Origin of the sequence: Streptomyces sp. ASQP_92 (genome assembly GCF_025399895.1) — a bacterium.
GTDB lineage: Bacteria > Actinomycetota > Actinomycetes > Streptomycetales > Streptomycetaceae > Streptomyces.
In genome coordinates this window covers 197,285-224,213 of sequence record NZ_JAODUA010000005.1, presented here as the reverse complement: position 1 = coordinate 224,213, position 26,929 = coordinate 197,285, and the positions used below count along the sequence as shown (strand labels likewise).

Genomic DNA, 26,929 nt, shown 5'->3' with positions numbered 1-26,929 from the left:
GGCCGACCTCACCTCTGCTGTGCTCACGCTGTCTCTCCCTATCGGTCGGCTGTCAGGGCGTGGCGACCGGGACCGCGCTGAGTGCCTTCAACTTCCAGCCACCGTCGGTGCGTTCGAGGGCCGCCTCCAACCGCTTGCGGTCGTCGGTGGCCGCGCCCCCCGCCGGAGTGAGGCGAACCCGCACCGTCGCGATGAGCTTCGCCGTGCCCGCGCGGTCGTCGAGTGCGGTGACGGCCGCGTCGGTGACCTCCCCCCGGGCCGAAGTGGTGGGCTTACCCGCCCCCGCGCGGCGGAGCTCGTCATGGAGGGGGCCCGTCGAGGCGTCGAGCCAGCCGCGCAGGGTCGCGTCCGGGTGGGCCGCGTCGAGGGTGGAGAGCGCGGCGATCTGCGTACGGCCGGCCGCCAGGGCGGCATCGCGGGAGGTGGCGTACGCGACCGAGGAGTCCTGGCGCGCCTGGAGATACCTCCACCCGCCGAAAGCGGCGAAGAGGGCCGAGGCCACGAGCGCGGCCGACACCAGGATGCGGCCGGGCCGGCGCGGGCGGGAGAGCGTGATCACGGGCGTACGTCCTTTCCACCGGCGGGGGTGAGGCCGAGCAGCCCGGCCAGGTCCGACGGGCCGCTGCTGGGCAGCGCGGGCAGGGCCAGGGCGCCGGGAAGCGCCGCGGGCCGGGCGGCGGGCGATTCCCCGGCCGCGGCGGGGGGCAGCGCGCCCGGCTGGGCCGGCGGACGCAGCGGCCCGCCGCCCGGAGCGTGCGCCGAGCCGCGGACATCGGTGCCGCTGCTCGCGGGCGCGGCACAGCGCGCCTTGGTGTTGAGTTTGGGGGTGTCGAGGGTTTCGAGGCCGTTGCGGTAGACCGTGCCGCCGTATCCGTCAGTGCAGGGCAGCGGGGCGAAGAAGGTGACCGCCATGCCCAGCTTGGCTCCCTTGGTGTCGATGGCCGTGGCGCCCGCAGCGGTCAACGGCGGTATTTTCACCAGGAGTTCCTCGATTCCGCGCTGCCGGGTCACGGCCACGTCCGCCGTCGTGAGGAGGTTGGCCAGCACCACGCTGAGCTCCGGGTTCAGGTCCCTGAGCAGCCCGCTGAGCTGGCCGGCCGCGTCGGGGGCCGCGGCGATCAACCGGCGCAGGTCGGTGTCGGAGCCCTTCAGGGTGGCGGCCAGGCGCTGCGCGCCCGAGGCGAAGGTCTTGATGGCCGCGCTCTCCTCGGCCTGGGTGCTCAGGACGGTCTGGCCGTCCGTGAGGAGCGCGACCGTGCTCGGCAGCGCCTTGTCGGCGGCCTTCACGAAGTCGTCACCGTTGTCGAGGAGCACCTGAAGGTCGTCGCCACGCCCCTCGAAGGCCTTCCCGAACTCGTCGACGACCGTCCGCAAGGACTCCGGCGGCACTGATGAGGCAAGGCTGTCGACGCTGGTGAGTACGGTGGTGACGGGGGCCGGGGTGCTCGTGTCGTACTGGTCGATCTCGCCGCCGTCGCCCAGATAGGGCGCCCCCGTGGAGGTGGGCCGCAGATCGATGTACTGCTCGCCGACCGCCGACAGGTTGGCCACCACGGCCTTGAGAGCGCTCGGGATGGGCGGGGCCGAGTTGTCGATGCGCAGTTCGGCGACGACGCCCTCGTCGGTGAGCCCGATGGGGCCGACCCGGCCCACCGACACACCCCGGTAGGTGACATTGGAGTGCGTGAACAGGCCTCCCGTCTGGGCGAGATGGACCTTCACCGTGTAGTAGTCGCGGATGCCGATGTAGTGGCCGACGTCGGCGTACCGGAAACCGGTGTAGCCGAGCACGAGCACCCCGATGACGAGGAACGCGAGGTTCTTGAGCCTGGTCGAGAGCGTCAGCATCAGCTCGCCCCTCCGGAGCCGGCGACGGACGGCAGCGCCAGCGGTGCCTTCGTGGTGCTCGGCGCGTTCTTCGCGCTCGGCGGCTTGGACGCCGATGGTGCGGCGAGCGGCGGAATGAGCGTGGTGCCCGGCGCGGCGGTCACCGTGAGGTACACGTTGAGGTAGTCGCCCTTGACTCCGTGCAGCACCTCGTCGGTGAACGGATAGGTGAGCAGCACCTGGAGCGAGTCCGGCAGGTCCTTGCCGGAGTCCGCCAGGGTCTTGAGGATCGGTGCGATCGCCTTCAGATCGGCCACCATGTCGTCCTTGCTCTTGTTGATCGTCGAGACGGCGACCGTGGAGAGGGTGTCGAGCGACTTGAGCATCGTCAGGAGTGAACCCCGTTGGTCCTCAAGGACTTTGAGGCCCGGGGACAGCCCGGTGAGCACGGTGGCGACCTGCTCCTTGCGGGTGGCGAGGGTGGCCGAGAGCCGGTTGACGCCGTCGAGCGCGCCGGTGATGTCGCCGCGGTGGCCGTCCAGGTCGGTGACCAGGGTGTTGACCCGCTGAAGCATCGAGCGGACCTCGGGCTCGCGTCCGCCGATCGCCTTGTTGAGCTCGGTGGTGATGGTCTTGAGCTGGTTGACGCCGCCACCGTTGAGCAGCATGGAGAGCGCTCCCAGAACCTCCTCGACCTCCGGGTTGCGGTTGGTGCGCGAGAGCGGGATCGCCGCGCCGGGACCGAGGCGGCCCTGGGCGTTTTCCCTGGCCTCCTTCGCCGGCGCGGAGAGCTGGACGAACTTCTCGCCGAGCAGGCTCGACTGTTCCAACTGGGCGTAGGAGTTGGCGGGCAGCTTCACGTCTCCCCTGATCCGCATGGTGACCTTCGCGGACCAGCCGTCGGAGGCGAGGGACACCTTGGTGACCCGGCCCACGGCGACGTCGTTGACCTTCACCGCGGCCTGCGGGACCAGGCTCAGCACATCGGCGAAGTCGGCGGTGACGTCGTACGGGTGGCTGCCGAGGTCGGCGCCTCCGGGGAGCGGGAGCTGGTCGATCCCGGAGAACGACGGCATCGAGCACCCGCCCAGGGCCAGGGCGACGACGACCGCGAGACCCGCAGCCACCGCGGCCCCCGTCCGTCGGGCCGGACGCGCCGTCGTCATCGGCTTCCCTTCGTCGCCGCGCCCTCGGGAGACGCCCCGGCGGTGCCGCCCGCGGGGCCCTTCGCCGGTTCGGCGGCGCTCGCGTACACGGTGCCGACCGGGGGCAGCGGCAGCGTCGGAAGCGCTCTCAGACGGTCTTGCGGTACCGGTACGAGGCCGGCGCCGCCCGCCACCGAGGGGTTGCGCGGGAACACGATGTCACCGCCCATGCTGATCTCGTTGATGTTGCCCCGGCCGTCGAGGGTGCGGTGCACCGGGTCGTAGGCGTTGAGAGCGTTCCCGGCGGCCAGTGGAGCGGTGTCCAGGGCTTCGGCGAGGGAGGCCCGCTGGTCGACGAGGAGCTGGGTGAGGGGGGCGAGCTTGTCGACCTCGGTCTTGAGGGCGCCGCGGTTGTCCCGGATGAACGTCTTGACGTTGCCGAGCGCGGTGCCGAGTTCCTTCAGGGCGCCCGCCAGGTTGTCCTTGTTGTCGGCGAAGAACGAGGTCACGTCGGCGAGTTGGTTCTGCGCGTCACGCACCGCGCCGTCCTTGTTCTTCAGCATGGTGGTGAACGTCTGGAGATAGGAGAGCGTCGCGAAGAGGTGCTCGCTGCTGCCGTCCAGGGTCTTGGCGGCCTTGCCGAACTGCTCGACGGAGTCGCCGATCGCCGCGCCGTTGCCGTCGAGGTTCTTGGCCCCCGTGTCGAGCAGCCCTGAGAGCGCTCCCTTGGAGTTCGCCTCGCCGGGGCCGAGCGACGAGCTGAGTTGGGTGATGGAGGCGTAGAGCTGGTCGACCTCGACGGGGGTGGCGTTGCGGTCGGCGGGTAGTTCCGCCCGGTCGGCGATCTCGGGGCCCCCGGTGTAGGCGGGGGCGAGCTGGACGTACCGGTCGGCCACGACACTGGGCGAGACGATGGCGGCCCGCGCGTCCTTGGGCACCCGTACGCCCGGGTCGAGCGTGACCACCACCTCGACCCGCTGCCCCCGCGGGGTCACCGAGTCGACCTCGCCGACCTTCACCCCGAGGATCCGCAGGTCGGACCCGGGGTAGATGCCGATGGCGCGGTCGAAGTAGGCGGTGATCCGTTTGCCCGCGGGAGCGGCGAACACCCGCAGGCCGCCGATCACGGTGACGGCGATCACCGCGAGCGCCAGCGCGATGGTGAGAGCGCGTCGCCGGCTCATGGGTAGCCTCCGTTCTTCGGCGGCATGCAGCCGGTGCCGGGGAGCGACTTCGCCGGGAGGTAGTTCCGGGGGACGAGACCGCAGAGGTAGGTGTCGAACCAGCGGCCGTTGCCGACGGTGTTGCCGACGAGCCGGTAGTAGGGCCCGGCCAGGGCGAGGGTGCGCTCCAGGCCCTGCTGGTTCTTGACGAGTACATCCGTGACCCGCCCCAACGCGGCCAGGGTGGGCTTCAGTTGGGCCGTGTTGTCCTTGACGAGGCCGGTGAGCTGGGTGCCGAGACCCCGGGTTCCGGTGAGGAGCGCCTGGATGGCGTCGCGGCGCTGTCTGAGTTCGCCGAGGAGCAGTCCGCCGTCGTCGATGAGGGTCTCGAAGCTGCTCTTCCGGTGGGCGAGCGTCTTGGTCAACTGCTCGCTCCCCTTGAGGAGTTGGGCGAGTTGGGCGTCGCGCTGGGAGACGGTCCTGGACAGGGCGGAGAGCCCGGACACGGCGGTGCGGACATCGGGCGGCGAGTTCTTGAAGGTGTCGGAGATCGTCTCGAAGCTCTTGGCGAGCTGAGCGGTGTCGATGTCACCGATGGTGTTGCTGAGCCCTTCGAAGGCCTGGGTGACGTCGTACGGGGAGGTCGTGCGGGTCAGTGGGATGCGGCGGCCCGGGTTCTGGCGGGCGCCGCCGAGCGGGTCGATGGCCAGGTACTTCTCGCCGAGGAGGGTCTTGATGGCGATGGCCGCGGTCGAGGCGTCGCCGATCCAGGCGTCCTTCACCTTGAAGGAGACCTTCACCTTGGCGCCGTCCAGAGCGACGCCGCTGACCTCGCCGACCTTGACCCCGGCGATCCGTACCTCGTCGCCGTCGCGCAGCCCCGCGGACTCCGAGAAGTCGGCGCTGTAGGTGGTGCCGCCGCCGATGAACGGCAGCGAGTCCGCGTGATACGCGCCGACGCCGATCAGGGCCAGGACCAGCAGGCCCACCAGGCTGACCGCGACCGGGTTGCGTTCCTTCATGGGCTTGAGGCGGGGGCGCCGGAGCGCGGGGAGTCTCATCCCTGGCACCTCGATTGGCTGACCGGGATTCCGGTGGGCGGCGGGCTGCCGTCCTCGGTCTTCACGCCGGACACCTTCGCCTCACAGAGGTACAGGTTGAGCCAGGACCCGTACGACGCGATCCGGGTCACCGCGCGCATCTTGTCCGGGGTCTTGCGCAGGAAGTTCTCGACCTGGGGAGCGCTCTCGGCGAGGTTCGAGGAGAGCCGGCCGAGCTGTTTGACGTCCTCCTTGAGCGGGGCCCGGCCGTCCTCGAACAGTCCGGCGGTGACCGTGGTGAGGTCGCCCATAGCGGCGAGCGCCTCACCGAGCGGCTTGCGGTCCCCTGCGAATCCGGACACGAGGCGCTGGAGGGTGACGACGAGGTCGTTGAAGCCCGCTTCGCGGTCGTTCACCGTGGTCAGGACGGTGTTCAGGTTGGTGACGACCTCGCCGATCACCTTGTCCTTGGCGGCGACGGTCGTGGTGAGCGAGCCGATGTGCTTCAGCAGGCTCTCCACGGTCCCGCCCTCGCCCTGGAGTACCTGCACGATGGAGCCCGCGAGGTCGTTGACGTCCTTGGGTGAGAGCCCTTCGAAGAGGGGCTGGAAGCCGTTGAAGAGCTGGGTGAGGTCGAGGGCGGGCGTGGTGTGCTCGAGCGGGATGGTCGCGCCCGGCGCGAGCGTGGCGCCGACCGTCCCGGCGCCCCGGCCCAGTTCGACGTACCGCTGGCCGACCATGTTGAGGTACTTGATCGAGGCGGTCGCCGCGGCGGGCAGGGCCCGGCCGCGCTCCACGGAGAACGTGACCTGCGCGAGTCTGCGGTCCACGACCTCCACCCGGTCGACCTGGCCGACCTTGACGCCCGCGATGCGGACGCTGTCGCCCTCGACGAGGCCGGTGGTGTCGGTGAACCGGGCCCGGTAGGACGTGGTGTCGCCCACACCGGTGTTGGCGATGGACAGGGCGAGCACGGTGGTCGCGACCACCGTCACCAGGACGAAGACCAGCGACTTCACGAGCGGGCCCGCGATGCTGCGGCGCCTCACTTGATGCTCACCTCCGCCCCCCTCAGGGCCGGCCCGAGCAGCAGACTGCTCCAGTCCGGCAGGGACTGCGGGGCCTGCCGGAGGGCGGGCGCGAGCAGTTCGTTCACGAGCTGGTTCTCCTGGGGCGAGTTCGGCAGCCCGAGCCCGGCGCCGGCGGCGGACACGGTGCCGGTGAGAGCGCTCTCCGCGGGGAGCGGCGCTCCGAGGTAGGGCACCGGGTAGCAGTGCGGGCCGTCGCCGCCGGTGTAGGCGGGGGTGTCCCGTCCGGGGACGTACTTGCCGAGCGGGGGCACGGCCTTCACGGTGACGTGGAGTCCGGGTCTGTCCGTGCCCTTGCCGAGCGCCTTGTCCATCGCGGGCACGAACCCGGCCAGGGTGCGCAGGGTGCAGGGGAAGGACGCGGAGTACCGCGCGAGCAGCTCCAGGGTGGGGCGGCTCACCTCGCCGAGCCGGATGATGTTGTCCTTGTTCTGCTGGAAGAACGCCGTGAGGTCCTGGGCGGTCCTCGTGGTCTGCCCGTACACGCCGAGGAGTTGGGTCTGCTGGTCGACCAGGGTGCCGGTGGTGGTCGTGGCGTCCGTGAGCGCTCTCAGGACGTCCGGGGCGGCCTCGCTGTAGGTTCCGGACACCTTGACGAGCTGCACCAGGTCGGCGTTGAGGGCGGGCAGGTTCGGGTTGAACTTCTTCAGGTGCGCGTCCAATGTGACCACGATGTCGCCCAGTTGGGAGCCGCGCCCGCGCAGCGCGGTGGCGACGGCGGAGAGCGTCGCCGACAGCTTGTCGGGCTTGACTGCGGTGAGCAGCGGCAGCACATGGTCGAGCACCTGCTCCAGCTCGATGGCGTTGCTCGACCGGTCCTGGGGGATGGTCGCATCGGCCGAGAGCGCTCTCGGCGAGGGGTTCGGCGGCGGTACGAGCGCGACGAACCGTTCGCCGAAGAGGGTGGTCGGCAGCATCTGCGCCCGTACGTCGGACGGAATGTGGCGGCGCTTGTCCGGCTGGAGGGCGAGGGTGAGCCGCGCGCCCTCGCCATCGGCGCTGATGGTGCGGACCTCTCCGACCACCACCCCGCGCAGCTTCACCTCGGCGCCCGGGTGCATCTCGTTGCCGACGCTGCCCGTCTCCACGGTCACCGTGTCCGCGCGGACGAAGTCCTTGTCGTACACGGCGATCGACAGCCAGACGAGGAGCGCCGGAACGAGCAGGAAGACGACTCCGGCGGTGCGTCGCCGCACCGTTCGCGCGTTCATCCGGCCACCTTCACGGTGGTGGTGGCGCCCCACAGGGCGAGCGAGAGGAAGAAGTCGGTGACGGCGATCAGCACGATCGCGTTGCGGACCGAGCGGCCCACCGCGACGCCCACCCCGGCCGGCCCGCCCGTGGCGCGGAAGCCGTAGTAGCAGTGGGCGAGGATCACCATCACGCTGAAGATCAGCACCTTGAGCACGGACAGCAGCACGTCGGTCGGCGAGAGGAAGAGGTTGAAGTAGTGGTCGAAGGTGCCGCGTGACTGGCCCTTGAAGACGACCGTGGTCAGCCGGGAGGCGAAGTAGGAGCTGAGCAGGCCGATCGCGTACAGCGGGATGATCGCGACGACGCCGGCGATGATCCGGGTGGTGACGAGGTAGGGCAGGCTGCGGATGCCCATGCCTTCGAGGGCGTCGATCTCCTCGTTGATGCGCATCGCGCCGAGCTGGGCGGTGAAGCCCGCGCCGACGGTCGCGGAGAGCGCGAGTCCGGCGACGAGCGGGGCGATCTCACGGGTGTTGAAATAGGCGGAGACGAATCCGGTGAACGCCGCGGTGCCGATCTGGTTCAGGGCGGCGTACCCCTGGAGGCCGACCACGGTCCCGGTGAAGAGGGTCATGGCGATCATCACGCCGATGGTGCCGCCGATGACACCGAGGCCGCCGCTGCCGAAGGCGACCTCGGCGAGCAGCCGCTGCACCTCCTTGAGGTAGCGCCGCAGGGTGCGCGGGATCCACAGCAACGCCCTTGTGTAGAAGACGAGTTGGTCGCCAGAACGGTCGAGGAAGCTGAAGACGGCCATGGGTCAGCCGCCCTTCGGGGGGACGATCTGGAGGTAGATCCCGGTGAGCACCATGTTCACGAAGAAGAGCAGCAGGAAGGTGATGACGACGGACTGGTTGACCGCGTCGCCGACGCCTTTGGGGCCGCCGCGCGGGTTCAGTCCGCGGTAGGCGGCGACGATCCCGGCGATGAACCCGAAGATCACCGCCTTGATCTCGCTGACGTAGAGGTCGGGGAGCTGGGCGAGGGCGGAGAAGCTGGAGAGATAGGCGCCGGGGGTGCCACCTTGGAGGATGACGTTGAAGAAGTAGCCCCCGAGCGTGCCGACGACGGAGACCATCCCGTTCAGCAGCACCGCGACGAACATGGTCGCCAACACCCGGGGAACGACCAGCCGTTGGACCGGCGAGACGCCCATGACCTCCATGGCGTCCAGCTCTTCACGGATCGTACGGGAGCCGAGGTCGGCGCAGATCGCGGAGCCGCCGGCGCCCGCGATGAGCAGCGCCACGATCAGCGGGCTGGCCTGCTGGATGACGGCGAGCACGCTGGCGCCGCCGGTGAAGGACTGGGCGCCGAGCTGCTGGGTGAGCGAGCCGACCTGGAGGGCGATGACGGCGCCGAACGGGATGGAGACCAGGGCCGCGGGCAGGATGGTGACGCTGGCGATGAACCAGAACTGCTCGATGAACTCCCGTACCTGAAACGGCCGTTGGAAGACGGCCCGGATGACCGCGGCGGCCAGGGAGAAGAGGCGGCCGGTCTGGCGGAACGCGCCGAGGCCGGGCACGGGCCTGCGGGGCCGGCGGTCCGCGGGGGGCGGCGCGGGCTCGGAAGCCCTCTCGGCCTGCGTCGTCATGGTGTCGCCTCCTGGGCCGGGGCCATGCCCTTCTCGACGGCGCGGCGGGCCGCGGGCGGCAGCTCGTCGAGCATGCCCATCACCCGGAGCTTGCGGCGCAGCACCGCCTGCCGAGCGGGCAGACCGGGCGACGGCTCCAGTTGCGCGACGAGGGGGCGGGGCGAAAAGGGCGGCCCCTGCGCCGAGTTGAGCTGCTCCTTGGCGAGGGTGGCGGCGTCCTTCTCCTCGGACATGCCGATGGGGCCCTCGCGGCGCCCGCTGAGGAACTGGGCGACGACCGGCTCCTCACTCGTCAACAGCACCTCGCGCGGCCCGAACGTGACGAGGTTGCGACGGAAGAGCATGCCCATGTTGTCGGGGACGGTCGCGGCGATGTCGAGGTTGTGGGTGACGATCAGCATCGTCGCGTCGATCTGCGCGTTGAGGTCGATCAGGAGCTGGGAGATGAAGGCGGTGCGCACCGGATCGAGCCCGGAGTCCGGCTCGTCGCAGAGGATGATCTGCGGGTCCAGGACCAGGGCGCGGGCGAGCCCGGCGCGTTTGCGCATGCCGCCGGAGATCTCGCCGGGCAGCTTCTCCTCGGCGCCGAGCAGGCCGACCATGTCGACCCGCTCCATGACGATGCGGCGGATCTCCGACTCCTTCTTGCGGGTGTGCTCGCGCAGCGGGAAGGCGATGTTGTCGAAGAGGGACATCGAGCCGAACAGCGCGCCGTCCTGGAACATGAGGCCGAAGAGTTTCCGGGTCTCGTAGATGTCCCGTTCGGGGCTGCTCACCATGTCGACGCCATTGATGAGCACCCGGCCGCGTTCTGGTTTGAGCAGCCCGATGAGCGACTTGAGGAAAACCGTCTTTCCGGTGCCCGAGGGTCCGAGCATGACACTGACTTCACCGGCGGGCAGGGTGAGGGTGACGTCCTGCCAGATGTTCTGCTTGCCGAAGGACTTGGTCAGACCTTCGACCACGACTTCGATTCCCATCCCACCTCCAGCAGGCACATACGAAGTGACGAGAGAGCACCGAGGGGCGCACGGTAAGGTGCCCGATGGCGCCGAAACAAGATCCCGGACGGCCACATCGGTGAAATCCCTCGCGATTGTCACTCGTTGACAAATTCCCGAGTCGGCCTGGTGGACGACTGCGCAACAATGGAGCGGTACGGCGGTGGTGCGAAAGCGCGGGCGCCGACGAGCGGCGGTACGGCGTGGTGCTCAAGAACGGGGGCGCGGCGGCCGGGGGGAGGTGAACCGCGGCGCCCCCGCCCCGGGAAGAGCCCGGGCCCGACCGGCAGGGGTGGTCGGGTACTTCGTCCAGGTGGCCCCCGGCCGAAGAGCTCGGCCGAGAGCCCGGACATCGGCGGACCGGATGGTGCCTGAGCTGCCCGGACCGACCGCACACCGGACGCTACGGCCGGGTAACCTCGCTCTGCAATACCAGTTCCAGAAGTTTCCGCGAGCCCGCGCCCGGCCGTCGCCAACTTGTCATCCGAGCAGTACTCCCCGCACGAAATTTGTCACCTGTTGATGGGTTTCTCTTGTCACTGGACAAGGTGTGGACGGTGGTACGGAGAGAACCGGGAACATCGGCACGAAGGGCCGGGTGGAGTCGGCGGTATTGCGCACGGATCGACAAGAAAAACCGGCCGGTTGCTCATCGTGGACACAAGGAAGAACCCAGCTCGGCACAATCTTGAACGGCAGGATTGTGCGCCGATGTTTCTCGCAAGTAACGTCCGCATCGTCACGGATCGTACGTGGCCGAATCCGTACCCGTAGCTGGTGAAACCGGAGGAATTACTGTGCGAAGCACCCTAGGAAAACTGGCGCTGATATGCGGCGCCGCGACGGCGGCGTTCACGCTGGCGACCGCGCCCGCTCTGGCCGCGGCGCCCACGCACTGGGTCGTCGGCCCGAACTCGCCCGAGAACTTCAGCGCCAAGTCGAGCAATGTCGTCCTTTCGATCAACGGCATCGACATGACGTGCACCTACTCCGACGCGGGCGGCTCCCTCCACAGCGCCACCGGCAACCCGGCGGCGGTCGGCACCATCAACCCGGTGCACTTCGGCAGAACCGGTGAGCCGTGCACCAGCTTCCTCGGCGCGGTCGACACGGTCGCCAACACCCCCTGGACGCTGAACGTGACCGGCTACAACGCGGCCACCGGGGTGTCGCAGGGATACATCTCGGGCGTCAACGCCCGTGTGACCGTGTCGACTTGCGCGTTCACGGTGACCGGCACCGCGCACGGCACGTACACCAACTCCACCGGTGACCTCAAGGTCGCCGCCAACCCGACCGAGCTGACGGTCTCCGCTCCGACGGCGGGCTGCGCGGGCGTGGTGTCCGCGGGCGACCACCCGTCATTCAACGGCGACTACTACGCGGTGGTGAGCGGCACCAGCACGCACCCCACCATCGTCGGCTCGTAGCACCGCATGACACATCGCTACTCCCCCGGACCGCCCGGCCAGGCACCCGACAGGCCGGGCGGTCCCCCAGACGCGGCGCACCGCGCGCCGGACGTTTCGAGGAGCTGAGCCAGTGGAGCTGAACGCGACGTGACAAGCACGCACGGACCGGCCGGCCGGTGGCGGAGCGTGGGCACGCGGGGGGCGGTCGCGGCGGCCACCGTGGTCCTGGCCGGGATCGTGCCCGGCGCGGACGTGGCCCTCGGAGACCAGCGGACCAGTACGGAACTCACCTACACCTGTGCCTTCCCGGCCGGCCCGCATCCGGTGAAGGTGGGGATCGGGGCCCGCTTTCCGGCCCGGGCCGCGACAGGCACCGCCATCCGGCCCACCGACGTGACGACCTCCCTGACGCTGCCCGACGCCGCGGTCGCCGAACTCACCCGGCTCCGGGCCGCCACCACCGGGGCCACCACCCGGCTGACCACCGAAGTGGCCCAGAACGGTGCCACCGCCCAGGCCCTGTGGCAGGGCGCGGCCCCCTCCGTGCCGCTCACCCCGGCGGGCGGCGTCGTGCTCAGGGCGACCGGCGAGGTCCCCACCGTCACCGCGAACAGCCCCGGTGCCCTCACCCTCACGGCGGCGGGTCTCACCCTCGACTTCCGCCCGGTCACCACCGAGGGCGGCCCCACCGACCCGGCCACGCTCTCGGTGCCCTGCACGCTCGCCCCGGGCGCCAAGGGCCTGCTGGCCACCGTGCCGGTCGGCCCGGCGGCCTCTCCCACCGCGCCGGCCCCCAGCACTTCGGCGACGGGCCCGGGGACCGGCGGCGGACACGGCCCCGCTGAGAGCGCTCCCACAGTGGTCGCGCCCCCCGCACAGGGCGCGAAGCCGACCGCCACCGCGCCGGAGTGCCGCGGCGACACCACCCAGCCGCTCGCGCTCTCGGCGTACGCCACCGGCTATGCCGACGTCACCAAGATGAGCGGCGCCTCCCTGATCCCCGTCTTCTGCGCCCAGGTCGTCCAGGGGCCCAACCGCCTCAAGCGGATCGAGGTCAGGCCGGGCGTCTTCGAACTCCATCTGCTCCAGTCCTCGACGGGCCGGCTCGACTATCGCGGCCGCGCCCAGACCCCGCCGGGCCCGGCGACGTTCCTCACCTTCGGGTTCATGCCGACCACCGCCACGATGACGCTGGAGCAGACCGGCCCCATGACCATCGACTCCGACCTCAACAACACGGCGGGGCACGGCGAGACGTACATCAGGATCCCGCTGGTGCTGCGCGTCTCCGACGTGAAGGTCAACGGGACCCCTCTGGATGTCGGCCCCAACTGCCGTACCAGCGCGCCGGTTTACTCCGCCGACCCGGACCCGGCACGCGACACCAAGGACCACATGGTGCTGCTCGGGGTGCTCAGGAAAGGCACGGACACGGTGTGGCGCGGGTACTCGCTGTCCCGGGGCGGACCGCTCGACGGCTCGGTGACCATTCCCCCGTTCTCCGGCTGCGGAGTGGGCGAGGACCTGAGCCCGCTGTTCACGGCGTCGGTGTCCGGGCCCGCCAACACGGTCAAGCAGAACCAGGGAGCGCCGTGCGCGTCCGGCATCCCGGACGACCCCGCAGAGCTCTGCACCGCCGACAAGCAGCCGACGACCGTTCCGCCGCCCCTGCGGTGAGCGCCCCCGGGCACGAACCACCACGCCGAGCAGTACCACCGCGGTGCTATTCGGCCAACTCCCGTACGACCAGCGGCCGTTGCCGCATCCGCCCATTTTCCGGACAGGACGTCGTGAGTCGAGACGTCCGAGAGGGGACGACCTCATGAGACCCGTATCCACCCGTCTGCGCGCGGGACTGCTGGCCACCTGCACGGCGTTGACCGCTCTCGCGGCCACCGGGCCGGCCTCCGCCGACGCCCAGGCAGCACCCCAACTCAACGGCGCCTGGGCGCCGTTCACCCGCTGCCCGGTGGACGCTCCGGCGATGCTGGCGGCCGACGGACGCATCGACATCGTGCAGTGCATCGCCTCCCACGCGGCGAGCGGCTCCATCAAGCTCGGCTCCACCGAGGTCGTCACCGGCGCGAGCGACCTCCAGCTCGGCGTGGTGCAGCACACCACCGGGGCGCCCACCCTCGTCGCCCCGGCCGGCGGCGCCCTGATCGCGGACTCCGCCGACATCCCGGGCGGACTGCTGGGCCTGATGTGCCCGAGCGACATCCCCGTCATCAGCGACATCTGCCGGGGGATCACCAACGCCACCCTCAACCGGGTGGTCGCCACCGTCGAATCGGCCGGTACGCCCAGCGACTTCAACCTCACCGCGGGCGCCACCTCGGGACAGCCGATCATCGCGATCCCGGTCCGCATCCACCTTCAGAACCCGCTTCTCGGCGGCTCCTGCTACATCGGCTCCGCCGCCCATCCGGTCGTGCTGCGCCCGCAGAACATCACCGCGCCGACGCTCGGCATCCAGCGCTTCGACGGCAACGGAACGGCCAACACCGCGGGTGTCATGAACCGGCTCAGTCTGGTCGACGCGAGCCAGACGGACACCACGTTCGCGGTGCCCGGTGCAAGCGGTTGCGGGCTCGCCGGGATGCTCGACTGGGCGGTCAACCTCAAGACCGGACTGCCCTCGGCGGCGGGCAGGAACAGCGTCGTCCTCAACAGCGCCTCGACGTATCTGGCCGGTCTGCGGGCCCCCGGCACGGTCGTCCCGAACAACGGCAAGCTGCTCTCGGAGTACTGGCACTCGGCGGTGCGGTAGCCGTCGCCGCGGTTCCCCGGTCCGGTCCGTCCACACTCCCGGCGGACCGGTCCGGAATCGGCCGACAACCGATGCGCAGGCAATCGAACGCCGCCCCAAGTGTTGTCCACGGCACGGGAGTTGTTCTAGGTTCAGCAGTCCGCGAAAGGTACGCACCTGTCGGTCGGTGGGAGCGCTTTCTCCATCGGCCCTCCCCCCGCCGGGGCGCCGTAGTGCAAGGGGAGTGAGATGCCCACAGCCGCGCAATCACCGGACACCCAGGAGCCGTTGGGACCGCTCCCACAGGAGTTCGCCGCCATCATGCGCCCCGAACTGCCGGGTCTACTCAAGGAGATCGGCGCGGAGGTCACCCGCGCCTACCCCGAGTACGCCCGATTACTCGAAGGCCCCTACGGCGAGGCGATCCGGGTCGGCGTGGAGCAGAACCTCACCGTCTTCGTCGACCAGGTCGCCTCCCCCAGCGCCCCCTCGACCCTGCGCGACGAGATGTGCCGGCGCTTCGGCCGGTTCGAGGCGTACGAGGGCCGCAGCCTGGAGACCCTCCAGGGCGCCTACCGGCTCGGCGCCCGGGTGGCCCTGCGCCGCGCCAAGAAGATCGGCCGGCGCTACAACCTCTCCCCCGCCCTGATGCTCAGCTTCGCGGACGCGCTGTTCACCTACGTCGAGGAGCTGGAAGCGCTCTCACGGGAGGGCTACCTGGAGGTCACGTCGTTCTCGGGGGAACGCTCGGACGCGCTGCGCCGGCGGCTGCTGCATCTGATCCTGGCCGGCTCTCCGGTGCCGCGCGCCGCGATCGCGGAGCTCGCGGAACGGGCCCGCTGGCCGCTGCCCGAGCGGGTCACGCTGGTCGCGCTCCGATCCGGTGGAAGCCTCACCCGCACGGCGCTGGACAACGATGTCCTGGCCGATCCGGGCGAGCCGCTTCCCCATCTTCTGGTGCCGGGTCCGGTCGACGAGGTACGAAGACGGATGCTGGACGCGGCCCTGCACGGCTCATGGGCGGCGGTCGGCCTCGAAGTTCCCATCGGCGGTGCGTCCGATTCGCTGCGCTGGGCCCGCCGCGTACTCGAACTCGCCGCCTGCGGAGTCATCGACAGTGACGCGGGGACCCTGTACTGCGAGGACCACCTCGTCACCCTGTGGCTGCGCTCCGACCCGGCCCTGCTCGAACACCTCGGCCGCCGCGAACTCGCGCCGCTGGACGCGCTCACGCCCGGCCGCCGCGACCGGCTCATCGAAACCCTGCGAACCTGGCTCGCGACCCGGGGCACCGCCGCCCACATGGGCCAACTCCTCGATGTGCACCCGCAGACCGTGCGCTATCGGATGCGCACCCTGGAGTCCATCTTCGGCGACCGCCTCACCGATCCCGAACACCGGTTCGCCACCGAACTAGTGCTACGCGCAAGGGACCTCGGCCACCGGGAACGGCCCTGAACTTGCCCCGATCGGCGCCATAATCATCCGAATCACTTCGAAAACAACGGATAAATATCGTCAAGTACCCCGGTAGGGGCGAACCCGCCGCGGGATATGCCCGTCTGAGTGGGCGGATGTCCGAAGGATGTCCGTACCACCCGCACTACGCCAGAGGCATACCCCATGTCTTCGCATCTGCCGGCTGTCTTCCGGGGCTCCGCCGCCCCCCACCCCCGCACCCTGCTCGACGTACTGGACGCGACGGCGGCCGCCCATCCGGACGCGCCCGCACTCGACGCGGGCGGCGAGCGGCTCACCTACCAGGACCTGTGCGACCGGATCACCGAACGCGCCGTACGGCTCACCCGCCACGGCATCGGCCCGGGCGACCGTGTCGGCATCCGGATCCCGTCCGGCACCTGCGACCTGTATCTCGCCATCCTGTCGGTCCTGTTGTGCGGCGCGGCGTATGTGCCGGTCGACGCGGACGACCCCGAGGAGCGCGCGGCGACCGTCTTTCGCGAGGCGGGGGTGTGCGCCGTGATCGAGGCCGACGGGCGGATACTGCCGGGGCCGGCGGCGCCCCTCGCGGCCCGCTGGCGGCCCGCCCTGCCCGACGACGACGCCTGGATCATCTTCACGTCCGGCTCGACGGGCCTGCCCAAGGGCGTGGCGGTCACCCACCGCTCGGCCGCCGCCTTCGTCGACGCGGAAGCCCAACTCTTCCTCAGCGAACGGCCGTTGGGGCCCGGCGACCGCGTGCTCGCCGGCCTCTCGGTCGCCTTCGACGCTTCGTGCGAGGAGATGTGGCTGGCGTGGCGGCACGGCGGCTGCCTCGTTCCGGCGCCCCGGTCCCTGGTGCGGGCGGGGCATGAACTCGGCCCCTGGCTCGTCGAGCGCCGCATCACGGTGGTGTCCACGGTGCCCACCCTCGCGGCGCTCTGGCCGGACGAGGCGCTCGATGAGGTGCGGCTCCTGATCGTCGGCGGGGAAGCCTGTCCGGGCGCCCTCGCGGACCGGTTCGCGGTCAAGGGCCGCGAGATGTGGAACACCTACGGGCCCACCGAGACGACGGTCGTGGCGACCGCCGCGCGCATGCTTCCCGGCGAGCCGGTCCGCATCGGACTTCCCCTCGCGGGCTGGGAGTTGGCGGTCCTCGACCCGTCCGGCCACCCCGTCCCGTACGGCGGCGAGGGTGAGCTGGTCATCGCCGGCGTCGGCACCGCCCGCTATCTGGACGCCGCCAAGGACGCCGAACGGTTCGCCCCGCTGGCGCTCCTTGAGACGCGGCGCGCCTACCGCACCGGCGACCTGGTACGCGCCGACGCGGCCGGCCTCGTCCACCTCGGGCGCGCCGACGACCAGGTCAAGGTGGGCGGGAGGCGAATCGAACTCGGCGAGATCGACGCCATGCTGAGAGCGCTTCCAGGCGTGCGCGCCGCGGCCGGCGCGGTGCGCGGCACCCCCGCGGGCGGGCAGATCCTCGTTGGTTATGTGGTGCCCGACCAGAGCGGCTTCCGCACCGACCAGGCCCGCGGCTTCCTCGCGCAACGGCTGCCGGCGGCGCTCGTACCGCTGCTCGTCGAGGTCACCGAACTGCCCACGCGCACCTCCGGCAAGGTCGACCGGGACGCGTTGCCGTGGCCGCTGCCGTCCCAGCGCGGCCCCGCCGGCGACGGACCGCCGGCCGGCTCCACCGCGGCACGCCTCGCCGGGGCGTGGGAGCGGATGCTGGGGGTGCGCCCCGAACCGGACAGCGATTTCTTCGCGCTGGGCGGCTCCAGCCTCAGCGCGGCCAAGCTCGCCTCCGAGCTGCGCGAGCACTACCCCGGGGTGTCCGTCGCCGACCTCTACCGCCGCCCCGTGCTGCGCGACATGGCCCAGCACCTCGAATCCCTCGACGGGCCGGCCGCCGAGGCACGGCCCGTGCGGCCGGTGCCCCGCAGCACGGGTGTGGTCCAACTCCTCGTCACCACAGCCCTGTTCGGGATCTCGGGAGTGCGCGGGCTGCTCGGGCTCGCCACCCTCGACAACATCCTGGGCTGGCTCGCGCCACAGGCGTGGGCGCCGCATGTGTCCTGGTGGTTCGTGCTGACCGGCACCGTCGTCCTGATGAGCGCGCCCGCCCGGTTCGTCATCGGTGGCGCCGCGGCCCGCCTCCTGACGTGGGGGGTGGTGCCGGGCGCGTATCCGCGCGGCGGCCGTGTCCATCTGCGGCTGTGGACGGCCGAGCGCGTCGTGGCCGCGTTCGGCGTGCCCTCGCTGCTCGGTACGCCCTGGGCCCGTCTGTACGCGCTCTCCCTGGGCTGCCGGGTGGGCCCGCAGGCGGCCCTGCACGCCATGCCGCCGGTGACCGGACTCGCCACCATCGGCCGGGGGGCCGGGGTGGAACCGGAGGCCGACATCAGCGGATGGTGGCTGGACGGCGCGACGCTGCACATCGGCGCCGTGCACATCGGCGAGGGCGCCCGCGTCGGCCACCGCAGCACCCTGATGCCCGGCGCGGTCCTCGGCGCGCACGCCGAGCTGGAGCCCGGCGCCTGCCTGGACGGGCAGGTCCCGCCGGGCCGGCGCTGGGTCGGCTCCCCGGCCCGCCCGGCCGACGCCTACGAGCGCGTCGCGGGTGTCGGCCGGCCCGAGCCCCGCCGGGAGCGCTCTCACCGCTGGGCCGCCGCGTATGCGCTCTCCCTCACGGTGCTGCCCCTGCTGAATCTGGTCGCCGCGGCCCCCGCGCTCATCGGGGTCTACTACCTGGTGCGGTCCTGCGACACGCTCTCGGCGGTCGCGCTGCGGCTGTTCCTCGCGGCACCGGTCATCACCGTGGTCACCACGCTCACCTCGATGCTGACGCTGGCCGCCCTGGTCCGGCTCCTCGGCCGCGGTCTCAAGCCCGGGTTCCATCCGGTGTGCGGGGGCGTCGCCTGGCGGGCCTGGCTGGTGACCCGGCTGCTCAGCGGGGCCCGCGGCAGCTTCTTCCCGCTGTACGCGAGTCTGGCGACCCCGGTGTGGCTGCGGATGCTGGGCGCCAGGGTGGGCCGGCGCGCCGAGATCTCCACGGTGCTGCCGCTGCCCTCACTCCTGACGGTCGAGGACGGAGCGTTCCTCGCCGACGACACACTGGTGGCGCCCTTCGAACTGCGGGGCGGCCGGCTGCGGTTGGGGACGGCGTCGGTCGGCCGCAAGGCCTTCGTCGGCAACTCCGGCATCGTCGGGCCCGACCGCCGGGTCCCCGACGGCGCCCTGATCGGGGTGCTCTGCGACGCTCCGGCGCACAGCGAGCCGGGCAGTTCGTGGCTCGGGCGCCCCGCGCTTCCGCTGCCCCGGGTCGCGGCCACCGTCGACCCCGGCCGCACCTTCGACCCCCCGCGCCGCCTGGTGCTGGCCCGGGCCGGGGTCGAGCTGTGCCGGGTGGTGCCGGTGATGTGCTCGGTGCTGCTGGCGCAGGCCGTTCTCATCGGCGAACAGAGCGCTCTCAACCGGGGCGGGCTCGCGTTCGCGGCGCTGGCCGGGACCGGGCTGCTCGTGGTGGCCGCCGCGGTGGCGGGCCTGGTGGCGACCGCCGCGAAGTGGGTGCTGGTGGGCCGGTTCACGGCGGGCGAGCATCCGCTCTGGTCGTCCTTCGTGTGGCGCAACGAGCTGTACGACACCTTCGTCGAGTCGTTGGCCGTGCCCTGGATGGCGGGTTCGTTCACCGGCACCCCGGTCCTCAACTGGTGGATGCGCAGCCTGGGCGCGCACATCGGGCGCGGGGTGTGGCTGGAGACGTACTGGCTGCCGGAGACCGATCTGATCACCGTCGGGGACGGGGCGAGCGTCAACCGCGGGTGTGTGCTGCAGACCCATCTCTTCCACGACCGCATCATGCGCCTGGACACCGTACGGCTCGGCGAGGGCGCGTCGCTGGGCCCGCACAGCATCGCGCTGCCGGGCACCGATGTCGGCGCCCGGGCGTCGGTGGGGGCCGCGTCCCTGGTGATGCGCGGGGAGAGCGTGCCCCCGGACACCCGCTGGGCCGGCAACCCCATCGCGGGTGAGCAGACCACGCCACGGAATGCCCAACAGTCCTGCGCGACACCGATTCTGACGGTGCATCAGGACCAGGAGCGCGAGGGGAGCGCCGCATGATCCGGTGCAGTCGGCGCTCACTCGTGCGGGTGGCCGCCCTGTCCGCGCTCGGCACGATCTCCGTGGCGCAGGACGAGGCCGCCGCCCGCCGGGACCGCTACTTTCCGCAGCACGGCTCGTACGGACACGACACGCTCGCCTACGACCTGCGGATCGCCTACGACTCGGCCAGTGGCCGGCTCGCGGGCACCGCGCTGATCCAGGCCGTCGCCCTGCGGCCCCTCGATCGCGTCGAGCTCGACCTGTCCCGGCTCAGCGCGCAGGCGGCCCATGTCGACGGCAGGGCGGCCCGCATCCGCCAGCGGCAGGGCAAGCTGTATGTGACACCCCATCAACCGGTCCCGGCCGGCGCGGTGTTCACCACCAAGGTGCGGTACGCGGGGCGGCCCGGTCCGATCCGTTCGCCGTTCGGGAGCATCGGCTGGGACCACACCGGCGACAGCCACGACGGCACGCTGGTTGCCTCCCAGCCGCTGGGCGCGCCGTCCTGGTTCCCGTGCAACGACCGGCCCGACGACAAGGCCGCGTACACCTTCCGGGTCACGGTGCCGCGCGACCGCCAGGCGCTGGCGAACGGAACACTCACCGAGTGCCGCAGCGAGGGCACCACCGATGTGTGGACGTACCACCACCCCGGCCCCATGGCCACCTATCTGGCCGCGCTCTACACCGGCCGTTTCCAGCACGACAGCGCCCTCGCGCCCGGGCCGCCGGGCGCCGCGGCGATCCCGGTGCACAACGCCTATCCGTCCCGTATCGCCGAGGCGGCCCGGCACGACCTGGGCCGCCAGCCCGACATGCTGCGGCACTTCTCGGAACTGTTCGGGCCCTACCCGTTCGAGGCGTACGGGGCGGTGGTGGTGGACGCCGACCTCGCGGCGCCGGTCGAGAACCAGACGCGGTCGGTGTTCGGGCGCAACCACATCGACGGGCGGCGCGGCTGGGAGACGCTGGTGGCGCACGAGTTGGCGCACCAGTGGTTCGGCAACAGCGTGGGCATCCGCGAGTGGCGGCACATCTGGCTCAACGAGGGCTTCGCGACGTACGCCGAGTGGCTGTGGTCGGAGCACATCGGCGAGGACAGCGCCGACGAGATCGCCCGCCGCGAGTGGCGGGGTCTTGCGCGGCGTGGCCAGAACCTGCGGCTCGCCGAACCCGGGCCGCGCCGCATCTTCGACGACCGGCTATACACCCGGGGCGCCTGCACCCTGCACGCGCTGCGTCTGACGCTGGGCGACGAGCGGTTCTTCGCGGTGCTGCGCGGCTGGCACGCGGCGCGGCGCGGCCGGATCGGCGACACCGTCGCCTTCATCGCCCACGCCGAGACCACCACCCAGGAGACCCTGCGCCCCCTGCTCCATGCCTGGCTCTACGACAAGAAGCTGCCGGACTTACCGACGCGCATCGCCGACTGAGGGCGCCCCGGGCCGGGCTCGTGCCATCGTCCGGGAGCGCTCTCACCGCCCTGTCGTCGTATACAAACCTTTCCGACCACACGCCCCCGATGCGGTTCTATGTCGTCATTTCTCCGGCATGGGGCCCTTGCCGAGTCCCCCGGGCCACCCCTTACTGTGCGCTTGGCTGTTACCGGCCGATGTCACAGGACTTGGGGGGGGAGGGCCGGGTGCGGATGCCGCGCGCTGGACGAGGGGGACGGTTCGCGGTGCATGTGCTGCGCGGCCAGGCGCAGGTGCACTTCCTGCCGAGCGCGCCGACCGGCCTGATCTTCACGGTGGCCCTGTTCACCGCGGACTGGCGGTACGGGCTCTACGGGCTCGTCGGCACCGCGATCGGCACCGGCACCGCGCAGTTGCTCGGCGTGGACCGGGGCCGGGTGGCCGCCGGGCTCGAAGGGTTCAACGCCTGCCTCGTCGCGGTCGGCTTCGCCGTGTTCCTCGGCCCCGGGCATCCCTCCACGATGGTCCTCGCGGCGGGCGGCTGCGCCGTCGTCACCGTCGTCACGGCCGCCGCCACCACGCTGCTGCGCGGCTGGGGGCTGCCCACCCTGACGCTGCCGTTCTGCCTGACGGCGAGCGCGATGACGATCGCCGCGCCGCGCTTCGAGCGGGTGTGGCACGGCGGCCCCGCGACGGCCGCACCGATCCGGGCCGCCGGGGGCGCCGTCGCGCTCGCGCTCGACGACATCGGGCGCGCGTTCTTCGCGAACATCGCGCAGATCTTCCTCGTGCCCCAGTGGTACGTCGGCGCGATCTTCCTCGTCGGCATCTTCGTGGCCAGCCGGACGGCGGGCGCGATGGCCTGCGTCGGCAGCGCCGTCGGGCTGGTCACCGCGTGGGCGCTGGGCGCCCCGACGCCCAGGATCGTCGACGGCACGATGGGCTACAACGCCGTGCTCGTGGCGATGGCGCTGTGCGGGGTGCTGCTCGCCGCCGACCGGTGGAGCCTCGGCTTCGCGGTGGTCGGGGCCGCGGTGGCCACGGTGCTCGGGCCCGCCCTCGACGCGCTGTTCGCTCCGTCCGGCGGGCACTCCTTCACCTGGCCGTTCGTTCTCACCACCCTGGTGTTCGTGGCCTCCGTACCGGCGCTGCCCCGCCTCCACCGCACGGGAGCGCCGACCGTGCTGCCGCTCACCGAGCCGGTCGGCTCCGGCGTGGTGCTGGGCGCCTGAGGGCGCGGGGAGACCTCCTCACTCCCCCGGCCGACACGGCATGCGCGCCCCCTGGGGCGGTGTGAGGGTGCCAGTGTGACCACCGCCAGCGATACAGCACCCGTGTCCGCGCCGCCCGTGCTCGATGTGCGGCAGCGGAACATCGTGTTCGGCACGATCATGCTCGGCATGCTGCTGGCGGCACTCGACCAGACGATCGTGGGCACGGCCCTGCCCACGATCGTCGCGGACCTCGGCGGCGCCGCCCACATGTCCTGGGTGGTCACCTCCTACCTGCTCGCGGAGACCGTGGCGACCGCGCTGGTCGGCAAGTTCGGCGACCTGTTCGGCCGCAAGGTCGTCTTCCAGGTCTCCGCGGTCACCTTCATCACGGGCTCGTTCCTGTGCGGCCTCGCGACGAACATGTCGCTCCTCATCGCCTGGCGGGCCCTCCAGGGCATCGGCGCGGGCGGCCTGATGGTGACCGCGATGGCGTTGATCGCCGATGTGATCCCGCTGCGCGACCGCGGCAAGTACCAGGGCGCGATCGGCGCCGTGTTCGGCGTCTCGACCGTCATCGGTCCGCTGCTCGGCGGCCTGTTCACCGACCATCTGAGCTGGCGCTGGGCGTTCTATGTGAACGTGCCCATCGCCGTCCTCGTCGTGATCGCGGCCGCCCGGAACATCCCCTCGGTCCGCTCGGTCGCCAAGCCCGTCATCGACTACCTGGGCATCGGCCTGGTCGCGGTCGGGGCCAGCGCCCTGATCCTGGGCACCAGTTGGGGCGGCAACGAGTACGCCTGGGGCTCGGCGACGATCATCGCGCTGTTCGCGGGCGGCCTCGCCGCGCTCGCCCTGTTCTGCTGGGTGGAGACCCGGGCCGTCCAGCCGATGCTGCCGATGCGGCTGTTCCGCAACCCCGTCTTCACGGTGTGCTCGGTGCTCAGCTTCATCGTGGGCTTCGCGATGCTCGGCGCGATGACGTTCCTGCCGACCTATCTCCAGTACGTCGACGGCGACTCGGCGACCGTCTCCGGGGTGCGCACCCTGCCGATGGTGATCGGCCTGCTCATCGCGTCGATCTTCAGCGGCAACGTGGTGAGCAGGACTGGCCAGTACCGGATCTTCCCCATCGTCGGCGCCCTCGTCATGGGCGTGGGCCTGTATCTGCTGTCGCTGATGGGCCCGGATGTCGGCGCCTGGCTCGAATCGCTCTACATGTTCGTGCTCGGACTCGGCATCGGCCTGTGCATGCAGGTGCTCACCATCGCCGTGCAGAACACCGTCGACTACGCGGATCTGGGCACGGCGACCTCGGGTGTCACCTTCTTCCGTACGCTCGGCAGCTCGTTCGGCACCGCCGTCTTCGGCACCATCTACGCCAACACCCTCAAGACCAATCTCCAGGACGGGGTGGCGGCGGCCGCGCGGATCGGCGGTGGGGACCCGGCCCGCATCGCGGGCGCCGCCCAGTCCCCGGCGGGGCTGCACCAACTGCCGCCCGCCACGGCCGCACCGCTCGTGCAGGCGTACGCCGACAGCCTCCACACCGTCTTCCTGTGGACGGTGCCGGTCGCCGCCATGGGCTTCGTCGTCGCGCTCTTCCTCAAACAGGTCGAACTGCGCGACAGCGCGCGCTCCTCCTCCACCGACATGGGTGAGGGCTTCGCCCAGCCGACGACGGGCGACTCGGCCAAGGTGCTCGAACTCGCCGTCGGCAAGATCGTGCGCGGCGCCGACATGAACACCGCCCGGCGCATCGTGGCGGCGTCCGACAGCCGGCTCGACGTGGCCGGCGCCTGGGCGGTCATGCAGGTCGAGCAGTACACGCGGATGGTCGGCCACGCGAGCCTCGGCCTGATCGCGTCCCGCCGCCAGGTGCCGCCCGAGGTACTCGTGCCGGTGTTCCAGCGGATGGTCGAGGAGGGCTTCCTCAGCCGCGAGGGCAGCTACTTCTCGCACACCCCGGCCGGGGAGCGCGAGGTCGAGGCCATCACCCACTCGTGGTCGTCCTGGCTGAACGAACAACTGGAGAAGGACCGCGGCCGCCCCCGCAGCGCGGAACTGCGCGCCGCCGCCGACACCATCGCCAAGCGCCTGATGGCCGAGGACCTGGCGAACGGACTGCCCTCGGCCCGTGCGAAGGCGGGTGCGGCGGCGGGTGCGGCGGCGCCGTCCTGAGCGCGCGGCACGCGCACTTGCCAACTCCCTTGCCCTAGCGGGTACTTACGCCCCGCACCGCGCTTGGGCCCCGGCCCGGCCGGTCAGTCCGTGAACACCGCGTCGAGGTAGACCCAGGCACCCGCGACCCGCGAGAAGCGGCTCTGCTCGTGCAGCGAACCGGCCTCCCCTTCGTGGGTGTAGTGCGCGCGGAAGGTGACCGTGCCGGTGGTGTGGAAGGCGCTGCCGTCGGCCGTGTCCAGGATCTCCAGGCGGGTCCAGCGCATCCCGGGGTCCAGGTCCAGCTCGGTGGGCCGGGTGTCCGGGTGCCAGGTGCGCAGCAGATACGGCCCGTCCTGCACCGCGAAGGCACTGAACCGCGAACGCATGAGCGCCTCGGCGGTCGGAGCGGCGGCCGCACCGGAGTGGTAGCGGCCACAGCACTCGGCGTACGGGGCGGGCAGCCCACAGGGACAGGCCTTCGGAGGGGCCGGGCGCGCCGGGCGTGCGGGGCGCTTGGTGCGACGGGACGACATGGCTTCATCTGACCACAGCCGACGGACCGGACGGCTCGCGGGTGGCACCCGCGCTCGCGGGGCGGGTGTGGCGGGGTGCCCCTCGGAGCGCCCCCTGCCTCCGGCCTCACGGCCTCCTTAGGATGCCCGCATGCCACGGTGCCCCGCGCGTACCCCCTCGCTTCCCATCGAGCACCCCGAGCGCCCGCAGCACGCACCCGCCCCATCGACGCCTTCGACAGGGAACCCGTCATGACCACAGCACGAGACCTGCTGATCGTCAGCATGGACGTCACCACCGCCGACCACTCCGTCCAGCAGGGCGAGCTCTCGCTGGCGCTGGCCGGGGCCGAGCTCCTCGACCTCGCCGACGCCTTCGTCCTCACCCTGGAGGGCGATCGCATCGTGCCCGCGCCGACGGCACCGCTCGACCTGGCGGACCGGCAGTTGACCGAGGCCGCGGCGGCCCTGTCGCGACAGGAACCGTACGAGTCCGTGGAGGACTGGCTGTGGCGCCGGGGCCGCGGCCTGTACGCGGCCCATCTCGCCGCTCTGGAGGCGGACGGCGGCGTGACCCCGCAGCACCGGCACTGGCTCCCCCTGCGTACCGAACGCAAGGCGGTCGCCGACTCGCCGGACCGGCGTGCGGCGGTGGAACGCTGGGCCTCCGGCGAACCCGTCCTCGCCGCTCTCGCGCTCGCCGCCCGGCTGCGCGACGAGCCGGTGGAGGACCTCGCGGGCCGCGCCGGTGACACCGTCGTGACCGTGGTGACGGCCGTCGACGACGCGGTGACGGAACTGGTGGCCGTGCGGCAGCGCCGCGCCATCGAGAACGCGGCCTTCGACAACATCTGGCGAGGGCAGTGACCGTCAGGTACGCATACGCCCGGCGCCATTGCCTGGACACTCCCGGGGGTGCGCCCGGCGGCTCCCCCCGGGGCGCACCCCCGCCGCACGGACGCCCCCACCATCCACTATCGGCCATACGTGGAGTTACCGTCGTTAACCATGTGTCACGCCCCCTACGGTGATCCACATGTGCCGTGACGCGGCAAAGCGGCCCACCGACAAGGGAGTTGAGGCATGAGGCAAAGGGTGCGGGCACTGGTCGCGGTCGGGGTTCTGGTGCTGGGGACGGGAGGTGCCGGCACCGCGCAGGCGGCCGTCGCGGCGCCCCGCTGCCCGACGGCGGAGCTCTTCGCCACGGCCAACACGGCGATCATCACCGACCCCGCCGACCCGCGGCTCAGGGACCGCCTCCAGCGCTTCGGCCACGACGTACGCAAGATCATCCACGCCAACGGCGCACGGCCCGGGGCCTCGACGCTGCTCGACGGGGTGTTCTGGTCGGGCGAGTTGAAGCGGGCGACGTATGAGCGCTCGCGCGTGTTCGACGTCTCCGAGGTCAATCGCGACGGGCTGCGCCACATCGCCGGGGTCGTCGCCAAGCGGTACCACCAGGAGTCGGTGCTGACCTTCCGCTGCCTGCCGCGCACCTCACGCGAGGTCGACGCGGTGGAGATCCGGGCCGCCGGGGTGTCGGCGCGGGCGCTGCACGACACCCTGGTGGCGGACCCCGAGGCGCGCGAGGAGCTGGGCGGCGGCTCGGTCACCCGCGACGGGCGCCTCATCCTGGTCGCCCCGCTCGGCGACCTGCCCCTGGCGCGCGAGTTCACGCAGTCCCTGGGTGTCGACTGGCGCAAGGCCGAAGTCCGTTACGGGGATGAGGAATTCGTCTCGTAATCGCCGTGGGCCCGATGCCCGATCCGTCTTCCGGGATCGACGGGTCGACCGTATGCTCCTGC

21 protein-coding genes are annotated in these 26,929 nt (G+C 71.4%); 10 read left to right on the top strand and 11 right to left on the bottom strand.

The annotated features are described in order from the left end of the window. Positions 1-52: 52 nt before the first annotated feature. From N4G70_RS15000 to N4G70_RS14955, 10 genes are read right to left on the bottom strand one after another with little or no spacing between them, the layout of a single operon-like run. A complete protein-coding gene (locus N4G70_RS15000; RefSeq protein ID WP_399035492.1) occupies positions 53-559 on the bottom strand; it encodes a hypothetical protein in 507 nt (168 codons plus the stop codon). After that, positions 556-1,848 (bottom strand): MCE family protein, encoded by a 1,293-nt coding sequence (locus tag N4G70_RS14995; protein ID WP_261713117.1) that lies wholly within the window; start codon positions 1,846-1,848, stop codon positions 556-558. The genes N4G70_RS15000 and N4G70_RS14995 overlap by 4 nt, the downstream gene beginning before the upstream one ends. After that, the gene (locus N4G70_RS14990; protein ID WP_261713116.1) at positions 1,848-2,993 is read right to left on the bottom strand and encodes an MCE family protein; all 1,146 of its coding nucleotides are present in this window, start codon (positions 2,991-2,993) and stop codon (positions 1,848-1,850) included. Before N4G70_RS14990 ends, N4G70_RS14995 begins: the two co-directional genes overlap by 1 nt. Next, entirely contained in the window at positions 2,990-4,156 is a 1,167-nt protein-coding gene (locus N4G70_RS14985) for an MCE family protein (protein ID WP_261713115.1), read from the bottom strand. The genes N4G70_RS14990 and N4G70_RS14985 overlap by 4 nt, the downstream gene beginning before the upstream one ends. Next, positions 4,153-5,196 carry an MCE family protein gene (locus N4G70_RS14980; protein ID WP_261713114.1) on the bottom strand — a complete coding sequence of 348 codons (1,044 nt, stop codon included), beginning with the start codon at positions 5,194-5,196 and terminating at the stop codon, positions 4,153-4,155. The genes N4G70_RS14985 and N4G70_RS14980 overlap by 4 nt, the downstream gene beginning before the upstream one ends. Continuing rightward, on the bottom strand, positions 5,193-6,224 hold the full coding sequence (locus N4G70_RS14975) for an MCE family protein (protein ID WP_261713113.1): 1,032 nt from the start codon (positions 6,222-6,224) through the stop codon (positions 5,193-5,195). The genes N4G70_RS14980 and N4G70_RS14975 overlap by 4 nt, the downstream gene beginning before the upstream one ends. After that, a complete protein-coding gene (locus tag N4G70_RS14970) occupies positions 6,221-7,474 on the bottom strand; it encodes an MCE family protein (protein WP_261713112.1) in 1,254 nt (417 codons plus the stop codon). The genes N4G70_RS14975 and N4G70_RS14970 overlap by 4 nt, the downstream gene beginning before the upstream one ends. Further along, complete coding sequence (locus N4G70_RS14965; RefSeq protein ID WP_261713111.1) at positions 7,471-8,274, bottom strand: ABC transporter permease; 804 nt, start codon at positions 8,272-8,274, stop codon at positions 7,471-7,473. Before N4G70_RS14965 ends, N4G70_RS14970 begins: the two co-directional genes overlap by 4 nt. Before the next feature lie 3 nt (positions 8,275-8,277). Continuing rightward, positions 8,278-9,114 carry an ABC transporter permease gene (locus N4G70_RS14960; protein ID WP_261713110.1) on the bottom strand — a complete coding sequence of 279 codons (837 nt, stop codon included), beginning with the start codon at positions 9,112-9,114 and terminating at the stop codon, positions 8,278-8,280. Next, positions 9,111-10,094, bottom strand: a complete 984-nt coding sequence (locus N4G70_RS14955) for an ABC transporter ATP-binding protein (protein WP_261713109.1) — start codon at positions 10,092-10,094, stop codon at positions 9,111-9,113. The genes N4G70_RS14960 and N4G70_RS14955 overlap by 4 nt, the downstream gene beginning before the upstream one ends. A gap of 818 nt (positions 10,095-10,912) precedes the next feature. Between N4G70_RS14955 and N4G70_RS14950 the strand changes: the two genes are divergently transcribed. From N4G70_RS14950 to N4G70_RS14915, 8 genes are all read left to right on the top strand, one after another. Beyond that, entirely contained in the window at positions 10,913-11,545 is a 633-nt protein-coding gene (locus N4G70_RS14950; protein ID WP_261713108.1) for a hypothetical protein, read from the top strand. Positions 11,546-11,674: 129 nt separating this feature from the next. Continuing rightward, a complete protein-coding gene (locus N4G70_RS14945) occupies positions 11,675-13,204 on the top strand; it encodes a DUF6801 domain-containing protein (RefSeq protein ID WP_261713107.1) in 1,530 nt (509 codons plus the stop codon). 145 nt (positions 13,205-13,349) lie between these two features. Then, complete coding sequence (locus N4G70_RS14940; protein WP_261713106.1) at positions 13,350-14,297, top strand: hypothetical protein; 948 nt, start codon at positions 13,350-13,352, stop codon at positions 14,295-14,297. Positions 14,298-14,525: 228 nt separating this feature from the next. Continuing rightward, on the top strand, positions 14,526-15,734 hold the full coding sequence (locus tag N4G70_RS14935; RefSeq protein ID WP_261713105.1) for a helix-turn-helix domain-containing protein: 1,209 nt from the start codon (positions 14,526-14,528) through the stop codon (positions 15,732-15,734). A gap of 165 nt (positions 15,735-15,899) precedes the next feature. Next, positions 15,900-19,841 (top strand): Pls/PosA family non-ribosomal peptide synthetase, encoded by a 3,942-nt coding sequence (locus N4G70_RS14930; RefSeq protein WP_261713104.1) that lies wholly within the window; start codon positions 15,900-15,902, stop codon positions 19,839-19,841. Then, the gene (locus N4G70_RS14925) at positions 19,838-21,256 is read left to right on the top strand and encodes a M1 family metallopeptidase (RefSeq protein ID WP_261713103.1); all 1,419 of its coding nucleotides are present in this window, start codon (positions 19,838-19,840) and stop codon (positions 21,254-21,256) included. Before N4G70_RS14930 ends, N4G70_RS14925 begins: the two co-directional genes overlap by 4 nt. Positions 21,257-21,471: 215 nt before the next feature. Beyond that, a complete protein-coding gene (locus N4G70_RS14920) occupies positions 21,472-22,470 on the top strand; it encodes an urea transporter (protein ID WP_261713102.1) in 999 nt (332 codons plus the stop codon). Positions 22,471-22,545: 75 nt separating this feature from the next. Further along, complete coding sequence (locus tag N4G70_RS14915) at positions 22,546-24,630, top strand: MDR family MFS transporter (RefSeq protein WP_261713101.1); 2,085 nt, start codon at positions 22,546-22,548, stop codon at positions 24,628-24,630. 83 nt (positions 24,631-24,713) lie between these two features. On the opposite strand, the gene N4G70_RS14910 is transcribed toward N4G70_RS14915, so the two are convergent. Continuing rightward, on the bottom strand, positions 24,714-25,145 hold the full coding sequence (locus N4G70_RS14910) for a YchJ family protein (protein ID WP_261713100.1): 432 nt from the start codon (positions 25,143-25,145) through the stop codon (positions 24,714-24,716). Positions 25,146-25,376: 231 nt separating this feature from the next. Between N4G70_RS14910 and N4G70_RS14905 the strand changes: the two genes are divergently transcribed. After that, complete coding sequence (locus tag N4G70_RS14905) at positions 25,377-25,991, top strand: GPP34 family phosphoprotein (protein WP_261713099.1); 615 nt, start codon at positions 25,377-25,379, stop codon at positions 25,989-25,991. Between the two features lie 216 nt (positions 25,992-26,207). Then, positions 26,208-26,867: a hypothetical protein gene (locus N4G70_RS14900; RefSeq protein WP_261713098.1), complete on the top strand. Its 660-nt coding sequence runs from the start codon at positions 26,208-26,210 to the stop codon at positions 26,865-26,867. Positions 26,868-26,929 lie beyond the last annotated feature (62 nt).

Bases quoted from the DNA above. Each gene is read 5' to 3' on its own strand.
- N4G70_RS14995 (WP_261713117.1), bottom strand. From the start codon at position 1,848: ATGCTGACGCTCTCGACCAGGCTCAAGAACCTCGCGTTCCTCGTCATC.
- N4G70_RS14990 (WP_261713116.1), bottom strand. From the start codon at position 2,993: ATGACGACGGCGCGTCCGGCCCGACGGACGGGGGCCGCGGTGGCTGCG.
- N4G70_RS14985 (WP_261713115.1), bottom strand. From the start codon at position 4,156: ATGAGCCGGCGACGCGCTCTCACCATCGCGCTGGCGCTCGCGGTGATC.
- N4G70_RS14980 (WP_261713114.1), bottom strand. From the start codon at position 5,196: ATGAGACTCCCCGCGCTCCGGCGCCCCCGCCTCAAGCCCATGAAGGAA.
- N4G70_RS14970 (WP_261713112.1), bottom strand. From the start codon at position 7,474: ATGAACGCGCGAACGGTGCGGCGACGCACCGCCGGAGTCGTCTTCCTG.
- N4G70_RS14965 (WP_261713111.1), bottom strand. From the start codon at position 8,274: ATGGCCGTCTTCAGCTTCCTCGACCGTTCTGGCGACCAACTCGTCTTC.
- N4G70_RS14960 (WP_261713110.1), bottom strand. From the start codon at position 9,114: ATGACGACGCAGGCCGAGAGGGCTTCCGAGCCCGCGCCGCCCCCCGCG.
- N4G70_RS14955 (WP_261713109.1), bottom strand. From the start codon at position 10,094: ATGGGAATCGAAGTCGTGGTCGAAGGTCTGACCAAGTCCTTCGGCAAG.
- N4G70_RS14940 (WP_261713106.1), top strand. From the start codon at position 13,350: ATGAGACCCGTATCCACCCGTCTGCGCGCGGGACTGCTGGCCACCTGC.
- N4G70_RS14935 (WP_261713105.1), top strand. From the start codon at position 14,526: ATGCCCACAGCCGCGCAATCACCGGACACCCAGGAGCCGTTGGGACCG.
- N4G70_RS14930 (WP_261713104.1), top strand. From the start codon at position 15,900: ATGTCTTCGCATCTGCCGGCTGTCTTCCGGGGCTCCGCCGCCCCCCAC.
- N4G70_RS14925 (WP_261713103.1), top strand. From the start codon at position 19,838: ATGATCCGGTGCAGTCGGCGCTCACTCGTGCGGGTGGCCGCCCTGTCC.
- N4G70_RS14920 (WP_261713102.1), top strand. From the start codon at position 21,472: ATGCCGCGCGCTGGACGAGGGGGACGGTTCGCGGTGCATGTGCTGCGC.
- N4G70_RS14910 (WP_261713100.1), bottom strand. From the start codon at position 25,145: ATGTCGTCCCGTCGCACCAAGCGCCCCGCACGCCCGGCGCGCCCGGCC.
- N4G70_RS14905 (WP_261713099.1), top strand. From the start codon at position 25,377: ATGACCACAGCACGAGACCTGCTGATCGTCAGCATGGACGTCACCACC.
- N4G70_RS14900 (WP_261713098.1), top strand. From the start codon at position 26,208: ATGAGGCAAAGGGTGCGGGCACTGGTCGCGGTCGGGGTTCTGGTGCTG.